The sequence below is a fragment of the Devosia sp. Z11_6 genome (assembly GCF_058133665.1).
On the sequence record NZ_JBYUNQ010000003.1, the window covers coordinates 360,446 to 383,972 of the forward strand.

Genomic DNA, 23,527 nt, shown 5'->3' on the forward strand with positions numbered 1-23,527 from the left:
GGATGCAACTGATCGCGCGACTTGCCGCTCGATCATGGATAAAGCTGTTCGCTTAGGGGCGTGCTTGAATAAGGACAGGCGGTTGGACCGAGTAGACGGTGCGAATTATCAGCTCAGCAACAAGCGCCTCTACCAGGTAGTGGCTCAGCGCATCGCCCAGATGATCGAAGCGCATTCGGGCGATCCATCGTGGCGCCTGCCCTCCGAGCGCGAGTTGGCGGAAGAGCTTCAGGTGAGCCGGCCATCGATCCGAGAGGCCGTTATAGCCCTCGAGATGCGCGGCGTGGTCGAGGTCCGGGGCCGCGCGGGGATCGTTATCCTGCCGCGAAAAACCAATGATGTGAACTTCGACATCATCAATACCGATATCGGTCCGGGGCCGTTCGAGTTGCTGCAGGCACGGCTTGCCGTCGAGTCAGGCGCCGCCGCCATCGCGGCACAGCGCGCCAACAGCTATGACATCATGCGGCTCGAAGACAGTATTGCTCGCATGCAGGACGAGGGCAATTCGGCGGTCCACAACGAGAAGAACGACCGCGAATTCCACATGATCATCGCCCATATGACCGGAAACGCAATCGTCGTCTCCATCACCGAGGCCTTGTGGGCACAACGTGATGCCTCGCGCATGTGGAAGAAGATCCACGAGCACATGCATGGCGACGCCGTCCGCCCGACCTGGATCGGCGACCACCATGCGATTGTTGCAGCCTTGAAGCTGCGCAATGCCGATGCGGCCTACAAAGCCATGGCGCGACACATCAACAACGTGTCGGAGGAATTGCTGCAAGCCGACGAACGCCGGCGGCTTACCGGACCTGAGGATTAAGAGGGAGACGCGGCCATGCTGAAGGGTTTTGAGCATGTGGGCATCACCGTGAAGAACATCGACAGAAGCCTGGCCTTTTATGTGGACCTGCTCGGGCTGGAGCTGCGCGTGCGTCGTCGGGTGTTCAATGGCGACGAATTGGCTTTTCTGGATGCCAAGGGGCCGATGCTGGAGATGGTTTGCCCCGCCACGGGCGCGCTGACCGCCGAGGACGTGGCCATCGGGCGGGCGGGCGTGCGGCATCTCACCTTCAATTTCGACAGCGTGGACGAGATCTACAACATTCTGCTGGATGCCGGCGTCGATATCGTCGAGCCGCCCCGCGATGCGCATAACCGCGACATTGCGCGGCGGGTGGCATTTTGCCGAGATCCGGACGGCATCATGATCGAGCTCATCGAACGCTGAAGCGGACCGCCGGGACAAGCCGCCCTGCCCGGCTCGAGGAGGCGCGCTTCCAGCAGCTTGAAAGGACCAGGGCCATCATCAGCGCCGCTCGCGTGGAAGCTGATCCCTCCTGATGCTGGGATCAGCCGCACCGGCTGGGTGCGATCCATCTTGTCCTTTCCGAGCGTGGGAGAAAATGCCCCACGCTCTAGGCTCCTGCATTTCAACTGCGTCAGGCGGCGGCCTCCGTTTCCGGGAGCCAGGAGCGATAAAGGGGATTGCCTGGACCGATCGGCATTGGCGTCGGCAGGCCCGTGCGCTGGGACTGATAGGCCGCGGTGACCAGTTCAAGCGAGTTCCTGGCGTCCTGCAAGGTCACGGGCGGCTCGCCACCACTGATGATCGCTTGATGGAACAGCTCGAACTGTCGGGTGTAGCCATCCTCCTTAGCCTCATAGCCGGCCAGGGCGTCGTCCACCCGTTGCTGGTGCTCGGGCGTTCCGGCGGTGAATTGCCAGGGATCGCGGCCCATCGTGTAGGGCTCGAGTATGCTTTCGGCGACAAGATCGTGGAAGCAGAAGCGCAACCGGGAGATCTCCTTGCGCGAGCCCAAGGTCATCGAAAGCGTGGCAAGCGACCCATTCTGCATTTTTACGGCCAGCGCCATGGTGTCCTCGACCTCGATCTTGTTGACCAGGGTCGCGCCATAGGCAAAGAGTTCGGCGCAGGGCCCGTGCACATAGTTCAGCATGTCGTGGGCGTGAATGGCGTGCCCGAGCAGGCCCCCACCCAACTCCGTCGCCCATTTGCCGCGCCATGGCACTTCGTAATAGGCCGGACCGCGCCACCAGTGCGTTTCGATTGTGGTCATGAACGGCCTGCCCGTGAGGCCCGCATCCATCAGCAACTTGAGCTTTTGCAGGCCGGTCCCATAGCGATACTGAAAGATCGGCATCAGCTTGCGTCCGGAGCGCGCGACGATTTCCGCCATGGCATCCACTTCGGCGATGGAGCCGAACAGCGGCTTTTCGCAGATGACGTGCTTGCCCGCTTCGATGGCGCGGCGCGACAGCTCAAAATGGTTGTGCGGCGGTGTGCACACATCCACCACATCGATGTCACCCCGCGCGAACAGGGTGTCGACGTCCTGGGTGTATTCAGGGATGTTGAAGGTTTCGCAGAGGCGCCGGCCGCGATCTTCATCGAGCGAGCAAAGCACCGCTACATCAAACAGATCCTTGTTCCACTGATAGCCCATGAGATGGCGCTCGGCGATTCCTGCCCCGATAACTGCCACTCGCAACTTTTGGCTCATGCCGACTTCCTCCCGCCAATATGGGTTGCCTGCTGCTGCGCTTCGAGCGAGAGCCGACAGACTTCGAATACGTGATGCTGGGTCATTGCCGTTTGCGTGCGCTCGCGCACGTCGGCGACAAAGCTCGTGAAATAGTCGAGCGGCTCGCTGCTGCAGTCGATGTGACGCACGCCAGATCCGTCGACCAGGAAGAGGTGGTCCTTGCCGTCCCCACCGCCGATATCGATGTATTTGCGCAGTTCGATATAGCCGTCGGTGCCCAGAATGGTGAGGCGACCGTCGCCCCAGGTCGGCAGGCCCGCGGGGGTGAACCAATCAACGCGGATATAGCCGGAACCCTGCTCACTGCGCAGCAAGACCTCTCCGAAATCCTGGAAATCCGGGCTTTGCGGCGTGCCGAAATTGCCGACCGAACTGGCAACGACCTCGCCCGAATTGGAGCCGGTATAAAAGAGAAACTGGTCGATCTGGTGGGATGCGATGTCGACGATAATGCCGCCAAAGGCATCCAGATCGAAGAACCAGGAGGGGCGGCTGGCGGCAGAAAGGCGATGGGGTCCCATGCCGATTGTCTGCACCACCCTGCCAATCGCGCCCTCTGCAACCAGCTTGCCGGCCTTGACCGCCGAGGGAACGCAGAGGCGCTCAGAAAAGCAGACCGAGAACATCCGGCCCGTCTCCATCACCGTGCGCTTGACCTGGTCCAGTTGAGCGAAGGTGGTCACGCCCGGCTTGTCGACGATCACGTCCTTGCCGGCTTTCATGGCGGTGATGGCAAGACCGGCCCGGTCGCGGGGAACCGCAGCGATGCAGACGACATCGATGCTGTTATCGGCAAGAAGCTGGTCCCGACTGACTTCAGGCACGCCAGGATGTTGTTTGCGCACGGTGTCCACCAGAGCGGGAACCGAACTTTCTGGACAATAGCCGACGAACTCTGCGCCGGCATCGAGCAGGCCATCGATGTGGTTGAAGATGTGACCATGATCGATGCCTATCGCGGCAAATCTCAGCATTGACTAACTTTCTCCCGGCGCAATGGCTTCTTGGCCTCCGGGTCATCTGGTAAGACCAAAACCGCTCCAAGACACATCAGGGAAGGGCTTGCTGTCAAGGCGGCCAAGTGGCTGGGCGGTTTGTTCGGTCAGGCGCAGGAACTATTGACAAGCCAATCCGATCGCACCAACCTGCTGGTAAGGCCAGAGCCTGCTGGCTAGACCAAACTCGTTCGAGGGTCGGAGGAGCCGTTGCCTCGAAGCGGATGTGGAGGAGGAACGCATGCAGCTTTCTAGGCTTCGCCTGACTTGTGCCTTGGGCGCCCTGATGCTCGCCAGCGCACCAGCGCTCGCTCAAGAAATCACGGTGGTCTGCGACGATCTCGGCTTTGGCTGCAACACGATGCAGCCCATCGCCGAGAGGTTCATGCAGGAGAACCCGGGAAAGACCGTCAACCTGGAAGTCGTCCCTTATCAGTCGATGCTCGAAAGCCTGCCGGTGCAGTTGGCGTCGGGGCAAGGCCCCGACGCAGCCATCGTCACCGACCTTGGCGGCCTCAGCCGCTATTACCTGGATCTCACGCCCTATGTTGATCCAGCCCTGTTCAACGAGAACTTCGAGCGGACCCTGCAATGGTTGCGCGGTGGCGAGGCGAACAGCACAGCGATCAATGGCATGCCGACTTCGCTGACGGTCAACGGGGGCTATGTCAACCTGACCTTGTTTGAACAGGCCGGGGTCCCGGTGCCTGAAGAAGGCGCCACCTGGGAGGAATGGGCCGAAGCGACACGCCAGGTTGCCGAAGCGACCGGCACCGACTTTGCAATGGAAATGGACCGATCGGGACACCGCTTTTCCAGCCTGGCGATAAGCTATGGGGCCGAACTCGTCGATGAGGCGGGCAATCCGGTGGTCGACGATGGCTTGCGCGCAGCCATCGAGCAGTTCGTAGCCTGGCACCAGGACGGCACCATGCCGATGGATTTGTGGGGCGCCGTGGGTGGCGCCACCCACCGCGAGCTGTTCTCGGACTTCCTCAACGCCAATACCGTGCTTTATTTCGGCGGCTCATGGACGCTGAGCCAGATGGACCAGGAAGTGGGAGACCTGTTCGACTGGAAGGTCATTGCCGCTCCATGCGGCCCCTCCTCCTGCACGGTCATGCCCGGTGGCGGCGCCTTGGTGGCATTCCAGCACACCGACCAGCCTGAACTGGTTGGGGAGTTCATCAACTATCTGGCTCGGCCAGAAAATTTGAGCGAAGTGCTGGCAGCAGCCGTGGAAATCCCGGCTGCCTCCACCCTGATCGAAAGCGGCATCGAATATCCCGGCGCCTCGGAGCGGACCCAGGAAGCGCTTTCTACCTTCATCGCGCAGATTCCCAAGATGGCGCCGGCAGCGTACCGCTTCCAAGGCTGGCGCTACCAACGCGCAATGATGAATGCCCTCACCACCCGCATCAGCCAGGTCCTTAATGGCGAACTCGAGGTGGATGGCGCAATGGACCGGATCAAGCAGGACGTGAACCTCGCGATCGAAGCCGCCAAGGCGCAGTAAAGCTTAATCCGGGAGGGCGGCATGGGTGCTTCATCTCGTATTGCGCACGCTACGGGATCGGTATTTTCCCTGCCGGCGCGGGCAATCGAGCCGCTCATGGCGGGGCTGCAGAGGCTGATCGGCATCAAACGAATGCCGTGGTTCTTCCTGCTGCCCAACCTGGCTGCGGTGATCCTGTTCTCCCTGCTGCCCGTGTTTGTGAACATCTTTTATTCCTTCACGGGCAGCGACCGCCTTTACCCATCCGAACGCCCGTTCATCGGCACCTATAATTACGAGACGCTGCTGGATTGCGGCAATTATTTCGATCCTTCCACCTGTTCGCGTGACCTGTTCTGGCGCGCCCTCGGCAACAGCCTGGTGTTTGTGCCCACCCAGGTTGCAGCCATGATTGGCATCGCGCTGCTGACGGCTATCTGCCTTAACGGGGACATCAGGGGCCGCGGCTTTTTTCGCGGCGTGTTCTTTTTCCCAGTGATGCTGTCGCCAGTGGTGGTCGCCCTAACCTGGCAGTGGATCCTCCAGCGCACCGGCGTGCTGAACGGCATTCTCACCAATCTCGGCATGGAGCCGGTGAACTGGCTGGTCCACGCCAACTCGGCATTCTTCTGGTCGGTGTTCGTCACCGTATGGGCGCATATGGGCTTTTACACCATCATCCTGCTGGCGGGCCTGCAGGCGATCCCCCGCGACGTGTACGAGGCTGCCAAGATGGACTCCGCCAGTCACTGGCGCGTTTTCACCCGCATCACCCTGCCGCTGCTGCGGCCAGTGCTGCTGGTGGTCTTCATCCTGGCGGTGATCCGTTCGGTGCAGACCTTTGATGAGCTTTACGTTCTAACGGGCGGCGGCCCAGGCTCGGCGACCCTGCTGATGGTGCAATATATCTATGAGATTGGCTTTGCCATCCAGCCGCGCAACTTCGGACTGGCCGCTGCCGCGTCCCTGCTGCTGGGGATTGTGCTGCTCGTCTTCACCCTTGTCCAACTGCGCGTCTCGCGAGGATCGAGCAATGGCTGACCTGAGCTTGACGCGATCCGAAGGCGGAGTGAGGGCCATGCTGCTGGGCCGCCGTGGCAGGGGGAAACTGGCGCTTTCCGACTTTCTGACCTACGGCTATCTGCTCCTTGGCGTGCTGATCATGTTCGCGCCCGTGGTTTGGGTCGTGCTGTCCTCGTTCAAAACCCCAGCGGCGCTGCAGGAATTTCCACCGACACTTCTGCCCTATTCAACCGAACAGGTGATGGTGGAAGGCTATGACCAGAGCTTGCCGCTGTTCGACGTCACGACTGAAAGCGGCGAGGTGGTTCAACTCGCGCAGATCCGGCGAGTGGGCCTTAATGCCCAGATGGTCGATCCGGCCAATCCTGAGGCCGGCCGCATCGTTGTACCTGTTGCTAACGCCATGCCCGTGCGCAAGGTGCATTTTGCCGTCGAGAACTATGTCCAGCTGCTCGCCAGTTCGGGCAGCGATATCTGGCGGTTCGTGTTCAACAGCCTGTTCATCACCGTTGCAGCCACAGTGATTACCTTGATCATGAACTCGATGGCGGCGTTTGCCCTGTCCAAGTACCGGTTCCGCGGTGACGGGTTGGCGCTCGTGGCGATCCTTTCAACGCTGATGATTCCGGCTACCGTGGTGCTAGTCCCCACCTATCTGATTGTTGCCCAGCTGGGGCTCGTCAACAATCTGTGGGGCGTCATCCTGCCCACGGTGGCCACGCCTACAGGCGTGTTCCTACTGCGGCAATATATGCTGACCATTCCAGATGAGCTGATCGAGGCGGCGCGGATGGACCATGCCAGCGAGTGGCGCATCTTTTGGCGCATCATCCTGCCCCTGTCTTCGCCCGCTTTGGCGGTGGTGGCGATCTTTTCCATTCTTTCGCGCTGGAACGACTTCCTGCTGCCACTGGTAGTGCTCAATCGGCGCGAAGTGTTTACCCTCCAGCTCGCCCTCGCCTCCTATCAGGACGAGAATGTCGTCCGCTACGAACAGCTGCTGGCGATGACCACCCTGACGGCGTTGCCGCTCGCCTTCGCATTCATTTTCCTGCAGCGCTACATCACCAGTGGCATTGCCTCAACCGGGATCAAGTGAGGTCCGCATGGCAAATCTCGTGCTTGAAAGCCTCAACAAATCCTTTGGCCTCGTGGAAGTGATCCCCAGCGTCGATCTGGAAATCGCCGACGGGGAGTTCGTAGTGTTTGTCGGCCCGTCGGGCTGCGGCAAGTCGACCCTGCTGCGCCTGATTGCCGGTCTCGAAGACGCGACTTCCGGCGACATTCGCATCGATGGGCAGAGCGTGATCAACGTTCCGGCCGCCGACCGGGGCGTGGCCATGGTGTTCCAGTCCTACGCCCTATACCCCCATATGACGGTTCGGGAGAATCTCAGTTTCGGCCTCGAGAATATCCGCATGCCCAAGCAGGAGATCGAACAACGGGTGCTTGGCGCTGCCACGCTCCTGCAGATCGAGCAATTGCTGGAGCGTCGACCCAAGCAGCTTTCCGGCGGACAACGGCAGCGTGTCGCTATCGGGCGAGCCATCACGCGGGACCCGAAAATCTTCCTGTTTGACGAACCGCTGTCCAATCTTGACGCAGAGCTGCGGGTGCTGATGCGGGTCGAGATCACGAGCCTGCACCAGCGGCTGGGCAATACGATGATCTATGTCACCCATGACCAGATCGAGGCCATGACCATGGCCGACAAGATCGTGGTTCTGCGCCAAGGCAAGATCGAGCAGGTTGGGGCTCCCCTCGATCTTTACAACCGGCCGCGCAACAGCTTCGTGGCCGGCTTCATCGGCTCGCCACGGATGAATTTTGTGGAAACGGTGGTGGGGGCCAACAATGATGCAGGACTGACTCTCTCAGGCGAAGGCCTGCCCGACCTGACCTTGCCGGTGCGTCGCGTGCCCTTGCAAACCGGGGCAAGCGCAACGCTCGGAATCCGCCCCGAACATCTGGTCTCCTCCAACACAGGCTGGCCTGTTCAGGTCAAGGTGGCAGAGCAGCATGGCGCCAGCAGCTACCTGCACTGCACCATGCCCAACGGCACGGCGTTACTGGTGCATGAGGCCGGCCAAAGCGGGTTGCGGAGCGGGGACGCACTTCATGTCACCCCAGCTACCGGGCAATGGCACTTGTTCGATGAGCAGGGGTTGCGGGTCGAGGGTGAACTCATCGGCCCGGGTTGAAGACGAGAACTTCGCCGGCTTTGGCCAAGCACTCACGAGCTGGGCACCAGCGGACTGGATGCAAGCCAATGCTCGGCAGCCAAACCCTTGCACACGAACCAAGGTCGCGGCCTGTTCGAAACGATCAAGGAAGGAGAGGGGGCCGGGAACCGGGCGCGTTGCCCGGCGGCGTTGGTGGAGGGGACTGGATTCGAACCAGTGTACGCTAAGCGGTCAGATTTACAGTCTGATGGATTTAACCACTCTCCCACCCCTCCACTGCAACTTCGCCGTTGGGCAGGAAACGATGCACCGAAGCGCGTCGTCGGGGCGGTTTATGGGTGCCCTGCCCGCTCCTGTCAACACCCCTGACCCGGTTGCCCGCAAGAAAACGAAAACGGGGCACTTCCACCATGCCCCTCTGCTTGCCGGAGCGACGCAAAGAGGCTAACGCTCGGCCATGAGCATCAACAAATTTCCCCCCAAGCAGCGCTACAATCCCGATGACGGCCCGGTCTATCTTTATGGCTTTCATACTGTCCGCGCTGCGCTGGATAATCCCGGTCGCGTCAAGAAGGCGCTGCTGGCCACGCCCAATGCCTTGTTGCGGCTGCGCGAAAGCGGCGAGCCAGGCAAGGTCAAGGTGACCGAAACCACGCCCAAGGAGCTTGATCGGCTCCTGGGCGCCGCTGCCGTGCACCAGGGCGTAGCGCTGGAAGTGGATCCGGTCAGCCGGTTCGGGCTCGACGATATCGACCCGCTCAAGCTCGTGGTGGTGCTCGACCAGATCACCGACCCGCATAATGTCGGCGCTATTCTGCGTACCGCCTGCGCCTTTGGCGCCGATGCGGTGATTACCACTGCGCGCCATTCCCCGCGGGAGACCGGGGTGATGGCCAAGTCGGCCTCGGGTGCGCTTGATCTCGTGCCCATGATCGAGGTGCGCAATCTCGGCGATGCGCTGGAAAAGCTTAAAAAGCGCGGCATGCTGGTGCTCGGCTTTGATTCCGAAAGCGAGCAACAACTCAAGCCCCGCACTGACGATCAGCCGCTCGCCATCGTGATGGGAGCGGAAGGCAAGGGCTTGCGGCAGCGCACGCGCGAGCTTTGCGACGAGATGGTCAAGCTCGACATGCCCGGTCCCATCAAGTCCCTCAACGTTTCCAACGCGGCAGCGATCGCGCTGTTTGCTGCAACTGCAGGACGGTCTGCATGAGCCAGTTCGAGCCATTTGCCATTGCCTTGCGGCTTTCGGGCGTCAGCATCACCCAGCGGGATTTGGATACGGCGCTCAAGCAGCTGACCAGTCGTTACGAGCCGGAAGACGCCGACAACAACTGGTATGCGCAAGTGGACCTCGATACGGCCAATCCGGTTCGGGCTGTACTCGAGCTGGCGGAACGCTCGGGCCCCGCCATCGAGGCCATGCTGGAAGATCGGCGGCTGGGCCGGGCGGTGCTGGACCTGGCCTTTGATTTTCCCGAAGCGGGAGAATCCATGTCGGCCCGTCTGCCCGCCCATCTCGCCGCCGCGGTGGCGGTGCATGGGATCGACATCGAAGTGTCGGTTTACCTCACCGATGTCGAAGACGACGAAGAGTAGCTCAGCTTACTCGCTTGCTGCGGCCAAGGCCCGCCGCACCAGTGGATCAAGCGCGCTGAGAAAGGCCGAGCGATCAGCGCGACCAAAACTCGCATTGTAGCCCTTGCTTTCCCCGGTTTCGCGAAGGTGCTGCTTGAGCTCGCGCATGGCGAGCGCCATGCCGATGGAGTTCTGGGTAAAGGGCTTGCCGGTAAAGCCGAGCACATGGCAGCCCTTTTCGAGGGCGCGACTGGCCAGCGGAATGTCGGCGGTCAAAACGATGTCGTTGGCCTGCGCCTGCTCGACGATCCAGTCATCGGCGGCATCGGCGCCGGCGGGTACCACGACCACCCGCACCATCGGATCCCGCGAGGGCCGCACCCCGCCATTGCTAACAAAGACCAGCGCCACCCCCAGCCGTTCGGCAACGCGAAGCGCCTCGTCCTTGACCGGGCAGGCATCGGCATCAACGTAAATGGTGGGTGCCGCCATAAAATCCATGCGTATTTGGAGCAAGGGAGCCTGACCCGGCCGCAGCCGGATCAGGCGCACTGCATCAGTAAACTACAACGCTGCGGATGCTTTCGCCGGAATGCATCATCTCAAAGCCCTTGTTGATGTCTTCGAGGCGCAGCGTATGGGTGATCATGGGATCGATCTCGATCTTGCCATCGAGATACCAGTCAACGATCTTGGGCACATCGGTGCGGCCGCGCGCGCCACCAAAGGCGGTGCCCATCCAGGTGCGGCCGGTGACGAGCTGGAACGGACGGGTGGAGATTTCCTGACCGGCTGCCGCGACGCCGATCACCACCGATTTGCCCCAACCGCGATGGCTGGCTTCGAGGGCCTGGCGCATCACCTTGGTGTTGCCGGTGCAATCAAAGGTGTAATCGGCCCCGCCGATCAGGTCGCCCCGCCGTCTGGTCAGGTTGACGAGATAGGGGACGACGTCGCCTTCGATTTCGGTGGGGTTGACGAAGTGGGTCATGCCGAAGCGTTCGCCCCAGGCCTTCTTGTCGTTGTTGATGTCAACGCCGATGATCATGTCGGCGCCGGCCAGACGCAGGCCCTGGATGACGTTGAGGCCGATGCCGCCGAGACCAAAGACGACGGCAGTGGCGCCGATCTCGACCTTGGCGGTGTTGATCACCGCGCCCACGCCCGTCGTGACGCCGCAGCCGACATAGCAGACCTTGTCGAAGGCCGCGGCCGGGTCGATCTTGGCGACAGCGATTTCGGGCAGGACAGTGTAGTTCGAGAAGGTCGAGCAGCCCATATAATGGTGGATCGGCTTGCCTTCGAACGAGAAGCGCGAGGTGCCGTCGGGCATCAGCCCCTGCCCTTGCGTGGTGCGGATGGCGGTGCACAGATTGGTCTTGCGCGACAGGCAAGACGGGCATTTACGGCATTCGGGCGTATACAGAGGGATGACGTGGTCGCCCTTTTTCACCGAAGTGACGCCGGCGCCGACATCCACAACCACGCCTGCGCCTTCATGGCCGAGAATGGCGGGAAACAGCCCTTCCGGATCGGCGCCAGAAAGGGTGAAATCGTCGGTGTGACAGATACCTGTCGCCTTGATCTCCACGAGAACTTCGCCCGCGCGAGGACCTTCAAGATCGACCTCGACAATCTCGAGCGGCTTGCCGGCCTGAAAGGCAACGGCGGCACGGGTTTTCATGGCTGGGACTCCTTTGGTGGTGCGGGCAAGGTTTGGCACAGCCAAGGGCAGGCGGCAAGTTTGCGGAACTCCCAGCAGAGTTAACTAAACGTCAAGATGTTCTTGCGCTCAGCAGCAACCTTGTTGCTAAGTATTTGTGCAGGCTGCGCCGTGGGCTTGTCTGGGTGGCGGAGACTAAGTATGGCCGGTTTGATCGTTCCTGTAATACTGGCTGGCGGACAGGGTACGCGGCTCTGGCCGATGTCACGCGCGGCGCGGCCCAAACAATTTTTGGAACTCGTCGGATCAACCAGCCTGTTTCAGGCAGCATTACTGCGCGTCAGCGACCGGAGCGTTTATAGCGAGCCGCTGGTCATCACCAATATCGATTACCGCTTCATAGTTGCCGAACAGGCGGTTGAAGTTCAACAATCTCCTGCAGCAATATTGTTAGAGCCGATGAGCCGTAACACGGCCCTGGCGATCGCAATCGCGTGCTTGGAAGCGGTACGCCAGGCTGGGGAAGACGCCATCGTCCACGTACTCCCGTCGGATCACGAGGTACAGATTGACGCGGGCTACGCCGCGGCAGTGCAACTTGCGGCTGAAGCTGCACGTGACGGGAGCCTTGTCACGTTTGGCGTCGCACCTACCGAACCGGAGACCTGCTACGGATACGTCTCCCCAGGCGAGCCGCTGAGGGCCGGCTGCCACAGGGTTGCAAGGTTCGTGGAAAAACCCAATCGCGCTCGTGCCGAGGAAATGCTCTCGAGCGGGAAATTCCTCTGGAACTCGGGCATGTTCATGCTAGGTGCGAGCCTGTTTCTACGGGAATGCGAAAAACTAGCACCGGCGACTTTCCTATCTGCAACGCGTGCGATGGAGCAGCGCCGGATCGATGCCGACTTCGTTCGGCTGGATGAGACTGGCTTCACCGAGGCGCCGAACGTCTCCGTAGATATCGCGATTTTTGAACGGACCAGCTGCGCCGCAGTGGTCCCCGTAAGTTTTGGCTGGTCTGACCTAGGGAGTTGGGCTGCGCTGTGGAAGGTCGCAGACAAGGACGGATCGGATAATGTCAGCCGCGGCGGGGTCACCTTGTCCAATGTGAGCCACTCCCTGGTAGTCACCGATCGTGCTCATGTCGCCGTGGAGGGCCTAGAGGACGTGGCGGTGATCGCCAGCGAAGACGCAATCTATGTCGGGCGGCTGTCCGAAGCGCAGAAGGTCGGCGACATGGTCCAGCAGTTGCGCGGGCGAAGCCATACCGCGGCCTTGACCCAGATACACCGTACCTCGTATCGACCTTGGGGTGGTTATTCTTCGCTGGTGACCGGCGAGCGGTTCCAGGTCAAGCGCCTGTTTGTCAAGCCGGGCAGGAAGCTCTCGCTGCAGCGGCACCATCATCGTTCCGAACACTGGATTGTGGTGCGAGGGACGGCCGAGGTGACGCTCAACAATGAAGTGCAAACCCTCACCGAGAATCAGTCGGTCTATCTCCCGCTGGGGTGTACGCATAGACTGGCTAATCCCGGCAAAATCTTGCTGGAATTGATCGAAGTGCAAACGGGCTCTTACCTCGGTGAAGACGACATCACGCGCTTGGATGATGAGTTCGGCCGGGCTTAGGCGACCCCCCTGCCCGGCCAGCTAGCCTACAGATCGACGAAGGTGGTGAAGCCGCCGAAAATCATGCGCTTCATGTCGATGGGTGCCTTTTCCATCAGCCCCGTGAGCTCGGGGTCGTTCATGACCTTGGCGTTGACGGCATCACGCTGTTCGCGCGATTGATAAAGCACCCAGGAAAAGATCACGACTTCGTCCTCGGTGGCCATCACGGCACGCGGGAAGGATGTCAGCTCCCCGTAGGGCACGTCATCGGCGACGGCTTCCTTGTAGGCCAAGGCGCCGTAGGCCATCCAGGCCTCGCCCGCCCGGCGGGCAATTTCCTTGTATTGCTCCAGAAAGCTCTTCGGCACGGCAAGTACATATCCATCAACATAGGGCATGGTGCACCTCCTTGTTGCTGCTGACGCTTGAAGACGCCACGATCCTACACTTGCCAAGGCACGACTGGGCAATCTTGGGGTTTCGATCGGCGCCAAACGAGTCCGCGCAAATGTCGAGCTTCGCGCCGAATGTGAAGGATCGATTCAAAAGGTGATGACGTTCAGGCCGGAGTATCTCCCAGCCCCTGGTGTCCGATGACCGAGCAGATCTCCGTCCTGATCGTTGAAGACGAACCGCTTATCCGCATGAACATTGTCGCGGTGTTCGAGAATGAGGGTTTCAAGGTGCATGAAGCAGCCGGCGCCGCGGCGGCGCTGGCGCTGCTGTATTCGCACGTGGCGGTGCACGCCATGTTCACCGATGTGGATCTGGACGGGGGAATGGACGGCCTGACGCTGGCCGCGGCAGTGCGGGACGAATGGCCCGACATCAAGATTGTGGTGGCCTCGGGCGTCCGGCGGGTGAGCCCGCGCGAAGTGCCGGACGGGAAATTTTTCGTAAAGCCTTATAACCCCGAGACAATCGTCGCGACTGTGCGCGAACTAGTCGAGGCATGACGCTGTTAAGACTCAGGCCACCCTGTTCAGGGTGGCTCTATTAACGCTAGGTCCGGCTGCGACTGGCTTCGACCGGCTTGCTGTGTTCCAAACGCTCTGCCGCATCAAGCGCATTCATGAGTGCGAGGCCAGATTGCGCCATATGAGCGGGAATACGGGTGAGTTCACGCCCGACATGTCGGGCGTTCCAGCCCGTGAACATGTCGACGATCGAGAACGAACCATCGGCGTCGGAATTGAGGATATATCGGTTTGCCATGGAGAAAACTGTAACAGAGTCGCACAACCTTGGAAGGGCGGCGCCGGGGTTATTCACCAAAAATACACCGGAGTTAACAGGTCCGTATCGCGGACTTAAGCCAGCAAGCGTTTGGTTAAGATTAACCACTGGTTAAGTCACTGCTGGATCGCCACTTTTCGCCGTGCAACAAGCAATTCACGGTTATTCACAACCACACCAACATGGCCACTCAAGCCGGAGGATACACAATGGCAACTGAACTCGACAACAAGGCGGCAGCGGCTGCACTCAACGCAAATGCATCTCCAGAATTCCTGCGCCAGAACCGGGCTCCTACCAAGGACCTTGGCGCAACGCGTTATGTAGACATGCATGGGCGCGATGAATTCGACCACAACATCATGAGCCACCGCACCCAGCTCGAAATGCTGCACACCCAGATCACCAATCTCGACCAGACCATCGAACTCGAGCAGCAGAAGCTGCGCGAAAGCAAGGCCGCGCTCGAGGCGAGCTATCACGCCCGCGCTCGTTTGCTGCACCTGCGTGAAGCCATGCTCCACTTCGTGCTCGAGCTGGAACGCGGCGACCAATAGGCGACGGTGCTGGTTGGTGTGATTGCGGCGGTCGTTGTCCTCGGACAGCGGCCGCCGTTTGCATTTCGGGATTTGGGCTGCAATGGGCCAGTTCCCAGGCGGCCGGTTTGTCCACGCTAACAATACCGGTTAGGGTTACGACGCGATGGGGTTGGACCCCGACAGCTGTGGGTTCTAAGCCCGGGACAAGCCGGAACCCTCCTCATGCGTCGCACGCTACTCCTGACCAGCCTTTTTGTTCTCTCGCTGGCCTTCATGGCCACCGCATATAGCCTCACCCCGGCCTGAGAGTGGCGGGGAAGCCGCACTAGCATAGAACAGGCCGGAACATTCAGGCATCGAGGCGATTACCCCTTGCACAAGGCTTTACCGCAAGGGTTCCCATGCCGCTTCAATTTCTGTTCCGCTTCCTCGCCAACCTCATCTCCCTCGCCATCCTGATTGCGGCTGGCTATCTGCTGTGGTCGTGGTGGGATGGCGATCTCGTCCGCCAAACCGACGGCACGATTGTGCGGGTGCGCGAGGACTGGCTGCTGTGGGTTGGGCTGGCTGGCCTCGCCTTTTCCTTTCTGGGTCGACCGCTGGTGGTTCTGCTGCTGGCGGGCGCCGACAAGGATCGTACTGCTCCGGTCCGTGGCAATGGCACCACCATCGAGGCGCCAAACGGCGCCCAGCTTTATGTGGAGCAGGCAGGCGCACCCGGCGGCGAAACAATCATCCTGACCCATGGCTGGAGCATGGACAGCACGATCTGGAATTACGCCAAACGCGATCTGGGCCAGCAGTTCCGGGTCGTCAGCTGGGATCTGCCCGGGCTGGGGAAATCGCGTGGCGAGATCAGCCTGGAAGCATTCGCGGCTGATCTGGCCGCGGTGATCGCCTGGACCGGTGCAGCTCGCGTCGTGTTGGTTGGGCACAGCATTGGTGGCATGACCATCCAGACCCTGGCGCGTGACCATGCGGGGGTGTTCGACACCAAAGTGGCCGGGGTAGTTCTGGTCAACACCACCTATACCAACCCGCTCAAGACCATGATCTTGCCGCGCTTCATGCAGGCGCTGCGCTTTCCGGTGCTGGAGCCCCTGATGAAGCTGACCAAATGGCTGTTGCCCCTCAGCCAACTGAGTGCATGGCAGAGCTATCTCAGCGGCACCGCGCATATGGCCAACCGTCTGGGTTTTGGCAAATACGTGACGCGCAGCCAGCTTGATCACACCACGCTGCTTAGCACGCGCAATTCCCAGGCCGCGATTGCCGATGGCAATCTGGCGATGTTCCGCTGGGATGCAACCGGCGCAACCGCAAAGCTGCAGGTGCCAGTCCTGGTGCTGGCGGGCGAGGTCGACATCGTGACCAAGCCGGTCGCGAGCGAAACCATCGCCGGGTACACGCCAACCGCCACGCTGCGGAAGATCGAAGGCGTGAACCATATGGGCTTTCTCGAGCGATCGGACGTTTACAATCCGGCCATCGCTAACTTTGCTGCCGCCGCGCTGGCATCGGGGAGCACTGGCTCGCAGACGACACCAAGCTTCGGCTAAGTTTTTCGGCTTGGGCAAACAATCCCGGCGCTCACTTCCCACTTGAAGTGAGCGCCGGCATCGTGTTTCAGCAGCACGAACCTAGACGCGACGAGAGGACAAAGTCAGTTGGGCCTGCTGAACGAACTGACCGTGGGTTTGCTCGCCTCCCGCATGGGGGCTTTCCTGATTTATACGGCGGTGCTGGGTGGCCTGCTGGCGCTGTTTGCGCGGCTGCTCGGTTTCCTGCGCCCCAAGCATGAAGGTCGGCTGACCGCCAATCCCTTTGCCCATCTGTCGGTCTGGGGGCTCGCGATGGGGACGCTGTTTCAGATGGGGTGGATCCGCTCTCTCTGGCTGGACGTAGAGACCAGCGGCAGCAGCCGCCTTCGCGCTGCGGCAGTCGCGATCCTGGGGCTCGCCGCGGTGTTGCTGTTGATCCCGCTGCTGTGGTGGCTACGCCCGCTACTGCAGGTCGCCCTCCCCCGCACCGGCGGCTACGCCGTGCTTGGGGTGGTGCTGGAGTTGCAGCGCATTACCTTGGCTACAACCATCCTGAACATCCTGCCGCTCCCAGGGCTCGTTGGGGGCTTGTTCCTGCAGGCGGCCTTTCCACAGGCGGAAAAGAAGATCCGACGGTGGGAGCCGTTCGTGCTGGCAGGTCTTGTGGTGCTGCTCGTGACGGGCTGGCTGCCTGCTGCGATGGCCCAGCTGCTGGGCTAAGGCAAAAGCTGGCGCGTGAGCCATTGGCTCACGCGCAGGATCAGTTATTGATCGCCGGCCTCGCCGGTATAGCCATATTTGTCCAGCAAGGTCTGGATGGTGCCGTCGGCAACCAGGGCGTCGATGGCCTGGTCAACCTGGGTGCGCAAGAAGGCGTCCCGGCTCGAGACCACGGCGCCGACCTTGATCGCGGTCGCAGGCACCGGGGCAAGTTCAATCACCCGCAAAGCCGCGGCCTCAGGCACCTCGCTCTGGAGCTTGCGCAGCGCGGGCTGCCAGAGCAGCATGCCACCAAGCGTGCCATCGAGCACGCGCTTGGCCATTAGTGAATTGTCCGCATAAGGCAAACGCTTCCAGCGCTCGGCTACGGGCTGCTGCAGCGACCAGGTGATATACACCAGCTCGCCCACGCTTTGCAGCGCGGTGCCGATCTTGCGGTCATGCGGAATGTCGGCCCAGCTATTCCAATTGGCATCCTCCACCGCAAGCACGAACGGAATGGTGGCATAGGGACGGGTCACGGCAGCCCATTCGGGAAAGGGCGAGTTGGTTTGCACCGAAACACCCATGAACATGTCGCAGGTGTTGTTCATGGCCAGCATCAGCTCGTCCATGAAGCCGTCGCCGTTTACCGGAAAGCCGCCAAAGCCTTCCTTGACGTTGACCTGCAGGAACAGCGCATCCCCAATGGCCTGGGCGACGTCGTGGTCGAAAGCGCTGATGACGCTGCTGGTGTCAAAGCAGACATTGATCTGGTCGCCGTTCTGGCGGCGCGAATTGTCGAGCAGTTCACCCGGCACGCTGCTGGTTTGGGCCCAGGCCTGGCCAGACAGCAGCAGCGCCATTGAAAGCGCGAGAGTGCGAAGCATGAGGTTCTCCAAAATAAAGAAAGGGGCCGAAGCCCCTTTCAATTGATCGCGCCGGAAGCTTATTCCTTCGGCAGCTTGTAGACGAAGACCGAGTTGCCCGAACCGGTCGGCAGCGGGATCTCGGGGAAGGCCGAGGAGATCGAGCTCGCCGAATTGCTGTAGCCGGTTGGGATGGCGACATACTGCTCGCCGTCGATCTCGTAGGTCATTGGGTAACCACCGATCGGGGCGTTCAGGCGCTGTTCCCAAAGGACCTCGCCGGTATCCTGATCCCAGGCCTTGACGAAGCGGGCCGCGTCGCCGCCGAACACCAGACCACCGCCGGTTGCCAGAACCGAGCTGGTCATGGACGGACGCTCACGCGCCTGCCACTTTGATTCGGCCTGGGTCGGGTTGATGTCGAGAGCCTGCAGCAGGCCGGCATCGGTGATGCCTTCTGGCAGAACGCGTGGGCCGAACTTGACCGCACCAACGGCATTGCCGGCGGTGAATTCGGTCTGGGTCGGCGCAACGGTGTTGCAAGCCTCGGTCAGGGGCACGAAGAAGGTCTGGGTCAGCGGGCTGTAGGAGCCGGCCTGCCAGAGCTTGCCGCCCGACACCGAAGTACACACCAGGTGTTCCTGGCCAACGGCTTCGGAGATCAGGTCCTCGTTGATGTGCACGGTGCCGTCAGGATCAACGCCGGTGACGACGTTCTGAACAACGGTTTCCTTGTGCCACAGATACTTGCCAGTGTCGCGGTCAAGGCCGAAGGCGATGCCGTTCTTGCCGGGAACGCTGATCAGCAGGTGATGCATCTCGCCGTCGATTTCCTGGTCAACCAGGATACGCTCAAACGGGCTGTCCAGATCCCAGTTATCGCGCGGCAGGTGCTGGTAGTACCACTTCAGCTCGCCCGTATCGGCGTCGAGAGCCAGGGTCGAGTTGGTGTAGAGCACGTTGCCGTCACCCGAACCGCGGATCAGCTCGGCATAGGGGCCGGGCATACCAATGCCCCAGAAGGTGGTGTTGGTGCGAGCGTCATAGGCACCGGTTGCCCAGGGCGTACCGCCCCAACGGTTTTCCGGCGGCACTTCGCCCCAGCTTGCCTGCTGCTCAGGATTGTTGGGGTCATCGATGGTGTTGAAGCGCCACAGCTCTTCGCCAGTGTTGGCGTCGTGAGCCAGGATAAAGCAACCACCGGCGGTGCCGGCGATCGAGCAGCCCGAGATGGCCGAGATGATCTTGTCCTTAACGATCAGCGGCCCAATCGTGTAGGAATAGCCCAGGTTGTAATCGAGAACCTGCTTTTCCCACACAACCTTGCCGTCTGCTGCGTTGAGCATGACGATCTTGGCGTCGGGCGTGGTCAGAACGATCTTGTCCTCATAAAGAGCGATCGAGTTCTTCTGGCGGCGAGCCTGGTTGGCCTGGTAGCTCCACGAGGTCGGGATCTCGGGCATGGCATGGCGGTACTGCCAGATCAGGTCGCCGGTCTTGGCGTCGAGCGCCTCGACGATAGCGTTGCTGGTCTGCAGGAACATCACGCCGTCATGCACCAGGGGAGCGGTTTCCTGGATGCCGGCTTCAGCCATGGGCCAGGCCCAGGCGAGTTCGAGATCCTTGACCGTGTCCTTGTTGACCAGATCGAGCGGGCTGTAGCCCTGGTTGTCGCGGGTGCCACGCCACATCAGCCATTCTTCAGCTGGAGGGTTTTCCAGCATTTCTTCGGTGACGGGCTTGTAGTCTTCGCGCACGCCCTGGGCGAAAGCTGCGCCGGACAATGCCATCATGGCAGTCGTCGCCACCAAGACTGATTTCAAAACACCGATTTTCATCGATTCTCTCCAATGGTGCGCGTCGCGGACGCGCTTAGATGCAGTGAGTTAGTTGGTTGCCCCGGGCAATGGCTTGCCATAGGTGAAAGCCTGCGGGACGGCCGGTTCAGCAGCCGCAGTAGGCTCAGCTGCTGCCGCTGGTGGCGCCCCACCAGGCAATTGCTTGCCCCAGGTGAAGGCCTGCGGCACGGTCGTCTCTGGCGTGGCAGTCGCAGCTTCAGCCGGAGCAGACGGCGTGGCAGCGGCCCCAGCTGCGGTTTCTTCCGGCAGCGAGATGGATGCCAGTAGTTCCGGATCGGCAGTCATGGGCGTGTCACCGGGCTGAGCGCCGTTGAACGACATGATATAGGCGACAATGTTGACATAGACGTCTTCGCCGAGCAGGCCAGGGGCCGAAGGCGGCATGGCGACGCTGATGAAGTCATAAAGACCGGCAGCGGTATACCAATTCTGCATTACGTCGCGTCCGGCCAGGCCGGGGGCATCAGGGCCCTCAAGCTGGAAGCCGTGGCATTGTGCGCAGTTGGAATCGTACGAGGACTTCCCCGCTTCCGCTTGTTCCGCCGTAAAGCCGGCGGCAGTGGCAGCGCCACTCCCAAGCAGCCCGAGGGTCAGCGACAGCAATGTGGCGCTGACAAATAGCCCTTTGGATCTTTCGATCACGATAACCTCCCAAAGGTGGTGAGTTGGATGGCACGCCCGTGAGCGCGCCCGAAGCGATAGTGGTCATATCGTTGCACCGGCACGCCTAAACCTCAAACCCGCCGGCTTCAATAGGTAACTGAGGCGTAACGATGCGAAGTTCAGATTGCTTTCGCGTATAGCTACAATGAGCCTTGTTCAGGAAGAACCCCGCCTAGCCCGTAGCGTTCCCGCAGATTATCGAGGGATCCGCTTTCCTGCAGGTGCTCCATTGCCGCCCGAACGGCGCGCATCAGCGTCTGGTCGCCTTTCCACAAGCCGAGAGCCATCTGGTAGCGCGGCAGATCCTGCGCCGGGAGCCATGACAGCGTGAAGTCAGGCGGTAGGTTCCCGATGGCGCTCGCCGCGAATCGCTCGGCAAATCCCACCTGCGCCCTCCCCTCGCTTAGCGCGCGGGTCAGCTCATCGGGGCCGCTGACCAATACGGGCCGCAGTCCTTGCGCGCGCAGCCAGCTCGACAGGGCCAGGCGGTCAAGACCGCTGGAGCCCGGCAGCACGGCCGCGGCAGCACTTCCAGATGGCAGTTCTCCGCGAGGCGCGATAGCCACCCAGCCGGTTTCGGCCGTGGTGGGGATGGTCTGAAGAAACCCGCGCGTTTGCAGTGTATCGGTCAGGCCACCCGCGATCATGTCACACTGGGCGCGGGAAAGTTGCCAGTTGCGCGGATTGAAGTCGCGGCCCATCGACGGAAGGGCGTTGACGATGAGCCGAACACCGACCGAATCGGCGATATGCTGGGCCAGCTCGATGTCGAACCCAGGCTGCGCGGGATCACCGGTGACCAGAGGCGGATAGCTCGGGGGGACGCAGAGTTTGAGGACCCCCGCCTGCTGCCGCTCCTTGAGCGAAGTGTCGGGCGGCAGGAAGCTCACGGCAAACAGCAGCGCCGCGACCAGCGCGAGGTTGGCCGCTGCCCGCAGCCAGCGATGCGGGCGCCCCGTGCTCATGACCGGCCGAAATCCACGAGGGCCAGCACAAAGAACACGATGGCCATGCCGACCACGATCGCGGGGCCATAGCTGGGCGTGAACTGATTGAAGCCGATCAGCACCCCGCGCAGCGTATCGACCGCATAGGTGATCGGGTTGATCTGCACCAGGAACACCAGCCATTCCGGGTAGCTGGCGGTGGTCTGGGTGCGGCTGAGGGCCGGGTCGAGCGGAAACACCGAGGACGAGGTGAAATAAAGCGGCAAAATCAGCGTATTGGAGAAAACCCCGAACCCTTCAAAACTGCGCACTCGAGCCGCGAGGATCACCCCAAAGCAGGTCAGCCCGAAGGACAGCAGGAACATGAAGGCCAGGGCCGTCACCACCTGTTCTGGCGTCATGGTGACATCGGCAAACCGGGCCAGGATCAGCACCACCGCGCCATGCAAGGTCGCAACGGTGCTGCCTCCCAGCACCTTGCCAAGCAGGACCAGCGGCTTGGGCATGGGCGAAACCAGCACTTCGCGGAGGAAGCCGAATTCACGATCCCAGATCACCGACACCGCGAACTGGATCGAGGTGTACATGATGTTGAGCACGATGACGGCCGGGAACAGAAACTGCAGATAGGTATAGGGGATGACATAGCGCACCTCCCCATAAACCTCGCCGCGGAAATACGGGTTGAGCCCGACGCCCAGGATCAAGAGCCAGATGAGCGGACGGCTGACGCCACCGATCATCTGGCCGCGATCGCGGGTGGCGCGGGTGACTTCGCGCAGCCAGACGCCATAAACGCCGCGCAGCAGGGGCATGATCGCGGTCATGGTGTGCCTCGAAGCTTGGGTGTGCCAGCGCTAGGCCGGGTTGGATGCGGGCAACTGCATGAAATAAGGAAGATCATCGCCGCCCTGCCCTTCTGCCTGCTGCCTGTTCGGCGTCGCGCCGGCCGGCGGCGCGGTCGCGCAGCTCGGTTCCCGTCAGGGCGAGGAACACGCTTTCGAGGCTGGGCTGTTCGAGGCGCATTTCGCTGAGCTGGCTGCCAAAGCTGGCAAGGAAATGATCGACAAAGCCATCGCCGGCAACGGGTACGGCCAAGCGGTTACTGCCCAGATCCCGCGTCTCGGGAAAATGGGCAAGGATCGCCGTCCGCACAGTGTCGTCGCGAGGAACGACATGGATCCAGCTCCGGCCATGGGCAAGCTTGAGTTCGGCGGGACTGCCCTGGTTCACGATGACGCCATTGTTGATGATGCACACCTGATCTGCGGTCTCCACCTCCTCGATATAGTGGGTCGTGGTGAGTACCGTCAGTTCCCGATCACGGCGCAGTTCATCGAGATATTGCCAGATGCGCTCGCGCGTCTGGGCATCAAGGCCAACCGTGGGCTCATCGAGAAACAGGATGGCGGGATTGTGTAGCAGCGCCCGGGCGATCTCGAGGCGTCGGCGCATGCCGCCCGAAAAGCTGCGCACGATGGCATCGCGCCAATCCTCCAGCTCAACCAGGGCCAGCATCTCGCCGATGCGCTGCCGCCGGTCCCGCGCGGCCATGCCGTAAACCAGACCGTGGAAGTTCAGGTTCTCGTAGGCACTCAGGCGATCATCGAGGCTGGAGTCCTGAAACACGACCCCGATGCGCTTGCGCGCTGCCGTTGGACTGCGCCTGACATCAATGCCATCCACCTCGGCGGTGCCGCTGTCGGCCTTCTGCAGCGTACACAATATGCTGATCAGCGTGGTCTTGCCGGCCCCGTTTGGACCCAAGAGGGCAAAGCTGGAACCGCGCGCGATGGTGAGGGAGACCTTATCGAGGGCCAGTTTCCCCGCATAGCTATGCGACAAATTGTCAACGAAAACAGAGGGTACAGTCACTTCCGGGCCCCTCCCGAGGTGGGCAAATCTACGCGAACCGCCCCGCCCAAACCTGTGGTAGCGCTAGGATTTCTGTGAAATCGGATCATGCCTGCTTTTGCGTCATAGAGGGGGCGAGAGCAAGCGCTGAACAAGCTGTTCACAGGTGCGGTCCGGTTGGCAAACCACATTTCATTTC

General features: G+C 61.3%; 25 protein-coding genes and 1 tRNA gene. 13 read left to right on the forward strand and 13 right to left on the reverse strand.

Going from position 1 to position 23,527, the window contains the following annotated elements; genetic code table 11:
- Nucleotides 1-82 precede the first annotated feature (82 nt).
- Nucleotides 83-829 carry a FadR/GntR family transcriptional regulator gene (locus AC3YMN_RS11175; protein ID WP_489890039.1) on the forward strand — a complete coding sequence of 249 codons (747 nt, stop codon included), beginning with the start codon at nucleotides 83-85 and terminating at the stop codon, nucleotides 827-829.
- Between the two features lie 15 nt (nucleotides 830-844).
- Nucleotides 845-1,237: a VOC family protein gene (locus AC3YMN_RS11180; RefSeq protein WP_127752859.1), complete on the forward strand. Its 393-nt coding sequence runs from the start codon at nucleotides 845-847 to the stop codon at nucleotides 1,235-1,237.
- A gap of 211 nt (nucleotides 1,238-1,448) precedes the next feature.
- Here AC3YMN_RS11180 and AC3YMN_RS11185 read toward each other — a convergent pair whose 3' ends face one another.
- Entirely contained in the window at nucleotides 1,449-2,531 is a 1,083-nt protein-coding gene (locus tag AC3YMN_RS11185) for a Gfo/Idh/MocA family protein (RefSeq protein WP_489890040.1), read from the reverse strand.
- Nucleotides 2,528-3,547 (reverse strand): Gfo/Idh/MocA family protein, encoded by a 1,020-nt coding sequence (locus AC3YMN_RS11190; protein ID WP_489890041.1) that lies wholly within the window; start codon nucleotides 3,545-3,547, stop codon nucleotides 2,528-2,530. Before AC3YMN_RS11190 ends, AC3YMN_RS11185 begins: the two co-directional genes overlap by 4 nt.
- A gap of 262 nt (nucleotides 3,548-3,809) precedes the next feature.
- Here AC3YMN_RS11190 and AC3YMN_RS11195 point away from each other — a divergent pair, with 262 nt between their 5' ends.
- The 4 genes from AC3YMN_RS11195 to AC3YMN_RS11210 all read left to right on the forward strand — a co-directional run bounded on the left by AC3YMN_RS11195 (nucleotide 3,810) and on the right by AC3YMN_RS11210 (nucleotide 8,287).
- The gene (locus tag AC3YMN_RS11195) at nucleotides 3,810-5,084 is read left to right on the forward strand and encodes an ABC transporter substrate-binding protein (RefSeq protein ID WP_172123118.1); all 1,275 of its coding nucleotides are present in this window, start codon (nucleotides 3,810-3,812) and stop codon (nucleotides 5,082-5,084) included.
- A 96-nt stretch (nucleotides 5,085-5,180) separates the two neighbouring features.
- Nucleotides 5,181-6,104, forward strand: a complete 924-nt coding sequence (locus tag AC3YMN_RS11200) for a carbohydrate ABC transporter permease (protein ID WP_489890196.1) — start codon at nucleotides 5,181-5,183, stop codon at nucleotides 6,102-6,104.
- A complete protein-coding gene (locus tag AC3YMN_RS11205; RefSeq protein WP_172123117.1) occupies nucleotides 6,097-7,185 on the forward strand; it encodes a carbohydrate ABC transporter permease in 1,089 nt (362 codons plus the stop codon). The genes AC3YMN_RS11200 and AC3YMN_RS11205 overlap by 8 nt, the downstream gene beginning before the upstream one ends.
- Nucleotides 7,186-7,192: 7 nt before the next feature.
- Entirely contained in the window at nucleotides 7,193-8,287 is a 1,095-nt protein-coding gene (locus AC3YMN_RS11210; RefSeq protein ID WP_489890042.1) for an ABC transporter ATP-binding protein, read from the forward strand.
- Between the two features lie 172 nt (nucleotides 8,288-8,459).
- Here the strand turns inward: AC3YMN_RS11210 and AC3YMN_RS11215 are convergent.
- A tRNA-Tyr gene (locus tag AC3YMN_RS11215) sits at nucleotides 8,460-8,544 on the reverse strand.
- A 182-nt stretch (nucleotides 8,545-8,726) separates the two neighbouring features.
- Here AC3YMN_RS11215 and rlmB point away from each other — a divergent pair.
- Both rlmB and AC3YMN_RS11225 read left to right on the forward strand, forming a co-directional pair.
- Nucleotides 8,727-9,482, forward strand: a complete 756-nt coding sequence (gene rlmB, locus AC3YMN_RS11220; protein ID WP_489890043.1) for a 23S rRNA (guanosine(2251)-2'-O)-methyltransferase RlmB — start codon at nucleotides 8,727-8,729, stop codon at nucleotides 9,480-9,482.
- Entirely contained in the window at nucleotides 9,479-9,868 is a 390-nt protein-coding gene (locus tag AC3YMN_RS11225; protein WP_127752852.1) for a hypothetical protein, read from the forward strand. The genes rlmB and AC3YMN_RS11225 overlap by 4 nt, the downstream gene beginning before the upstream one ends.
- 6 nt (nucleotides 9,869-9,874) lie before the next feature.
- Here AC3YMN_RS11225 and AC3YMN_RS11230 read toward each other — a convergent pair whose 3' ends face one another.
- Together AC3YMN_RS11230 and AC3YMN_RS11235 are read right to left on the reverse strand one after the other, a co-directional pair.
- The gene (locus AC3YMN_RS11230; protein WP_489890197.1) at nucleotides 9,875-10,339 is read right to left on the reverse strand and encodes a YaiI/YqxD family protein; all 465 of its coding nucleotides are present in this window, start codon (nucleotides 10,337-10,339) and stop codon (nucleotides 9,875-9,877) included.
- Nucleotides 10,340-10,403: 64 nt separating this feature from the next.
- Nucleotides 10,404-11,531: an S-(hydroxymethyl)glutathione dehydrogenase/class III alcohol dehydrogenase gene (locus AC3YMN_RS11235; protein ID WP_489890044.1), complete on the reverse strand. Its 1,128-nt coding sequence runs from the start codon at nucleotides 11,529-11,531 to the stop codon at nucleotides 10,404-10,406.
- 180 nt (nucleotides 11,532-11,711) lie between these two features.
- On the opposite strand from AC3YMN_RS11235, the gene AC3YMN_RS11240 reads away from it, so the two are divergent.
- On the forward strand, nucleotides 11,712-13,139 hold the full coding sequence (locus tag AC3YMN_RS11240) for a mannose-1-phosphate guanylyltransferase/mannose-6-phosphate isomerase (protein ID WP_489890045.1): 1,428 nt from the start codon (nucleotides 11,712-11,714) through the stop codon (nucleotides 13,137-13,139).
- 26 nt (nucleotides 13,140-13,165) lie between these two features.
- Here AC3YMN_RS11240 and AC3YMN_RS11245 read toward each other — a convergent pair whose 3' ends face one another.
- Nucleotides 13,166-13,519, reverse strand: coding sequence for a DUF1428 domain-containing protein (locus AC3YMN_RS11245; protein WP_489890046.1), 354 nt, complete (start codon nucleotides 13,517-13,519; stop codon nucleotides 13,166-13,168).
- A 195-nt stretch (nucleotides 13,520-13,714) separates the two neighbouring features.
- Between AC3YMN_RS11245 and AC3YMN_RS11250 the strand changes: the two genes are divergently transcribed.
- Nucleotides 13,715-14,077, forward strand: coding sequence for a response regulator (locus AC3YMN_RS11250; protein WP_127752847.1), 363 nt, complete (start codon nucleotides 13,715-13,717; stop codon nucleotides 14,075-14,077).
- A gap of 46 nt (nucleotides 14,078-14,123) precedes the next feature.
- Here the strand turns inward: AC3YMN_RS11250 and AC3YMN_RS11255 are convergent, their stop codons facing one another.
- Entirely contained in the window at nucleotides 14,124-14,336 is a 213-nt protein-coding gene (locus AC3YMN_RS11255; protein ID WP_127752846.1) for a hypothetical protein, read from the reverse strand.
- A 230-nt stretch (nucleotides 14,337-14,566) separates the two neighbouring features.
- Between AC3YMN_RS11255 and AC3YMN_RS11260 the strand changes: the two genes are divergently transcribed.
- The 3 genes from AC3YMN_RS11260 (at nucleotide 14,567) to AC3YMN_RS11270 (ending at nucleotide 17,157) form a co-directional block, all read left to right on the forward strand.
- Nucleotides 14,567-14,914, forward strand: coding sequence for a hypothetical protein (locus AC3YMN_RS11260; protein ID WP_127752845.1), 348 nt, complete (start codon nucleotides 14,567-14,569; stop codon nucleotides 14,912-14,914).
- A 383-nt stretch (nucleotides 14,915-15,297) separates the two neighbouring features.
- A complete protein-coding gene (locus tag AC3YMN_RS11265; RefSeq protein ID WP_489890047.1) occupies nucleotides 15,298-16,455 on the forward strand; it encodes an alpha/beta fold hydrolase in 1,158 nt (385 codons plus the stop codon).
- A gap of 108 nt (nucleotides 16,456-16,563) precedes the next feature.
- Complete coding sequence (locus tag AC3YMN_RS11270; protein ID WP_489890048.1) at nucleotides 16,564-17,157, forward strand: zinc metalloprotease; 594 nt, start codon at nucleotides 16,564-16,566, stop codon at nucleotides 17,155-17,157.
- Nucleotides 17,158-17,201: 44 nt separating this feature from the next.
- Here the strand turns inward: AC3YMN_RS11270 and AC3YMN_RS11275 are convergent, their stop codons facing one another.
- From AC3YMN_RS11275 to AC3YMN_RS11300, 6 genes are all read right to left on the reverse strand, one after another.
- Nucleotides 17,202-18,026: a substrate-binding periplasmic protein gene (locus tag AC3YMN_RS11275; protein ID WP_489890049.1), complete on the reverse strand. Its 825-nt coding sequence runs from the start codon at nucleotides 18,024-18,026 to the stop codon at nucleotides 17,202-17,204.
- Nucleotides 18,027-18,085: 59 nt separating this feature from the next.
- A complete protein-coding gene (locus tag AC3YMN_RS11280; protein WP_172123111.1) occupies nucleotides 18,086-19,843 on the reverse strand; it encodes a pyrroloquinoline quinone-dependent dehydrogenase in 1,758 nt (585 codons plus the stop codon).
- Nucleotides 19,844-19,891: 48 nt separating this feature from the next.
- Nucleotides 19,892-20,506, reverse strand: coding sequence for a c-type cytochrome (locus tag AC3YMN_RS11285; protein WP_489890050.1), 615 nt, complete (start codon nucleotides 20,504-20,506; stop codon nucleotides 19,892-19,894).
- 161 nt (nucleotides 20,507-20,667) lie between these two features.
- Nucleotides 20,668-21,492, reverse strand: a complete 825-nt coding sequence (locus AC3YMN_RS11290) for a substrate-binding periplasmic protein (protein WP_489890051.1) — start codon at nucleotides 21,490-21,492, stop codon at nucleotides 20,668-20,670.
- The gene (locus tag AC3YMN_RS11295) at nucleotides 21,489-22,301 is read right to left on the reverse strand and encodes an ABC transporter permease (RefSeq protein ID WP_489890052.1); all 813 of its coding nucleotides are present in this window, start codon (nucleotides 22,299-22,301) and stop codon (nucleotides 21,489-21,491) included. The genes AC3YMN_RS11290 and AC3YMN_RS11295 overlap by 4 nt, the downstream gene beginning before the upstream one ends.
- Nucleotides 22,302-22,374: 73 nt before the next feature.
- Nucleotides 22,375-23,349: an ABC transporter ATP-binding protein gene (locus AC3YMN_RS11300; protein ID WP_489890053.1), complete on the reverse strand. Its 975-nt coding sequence runs from the start codon at nucleotides 23,347-23,349 to the stop codon at nucleotides 22,375-22,377.
- Nucleotides 23,350-23,527 lie beyond the last annotated feature (178 nt).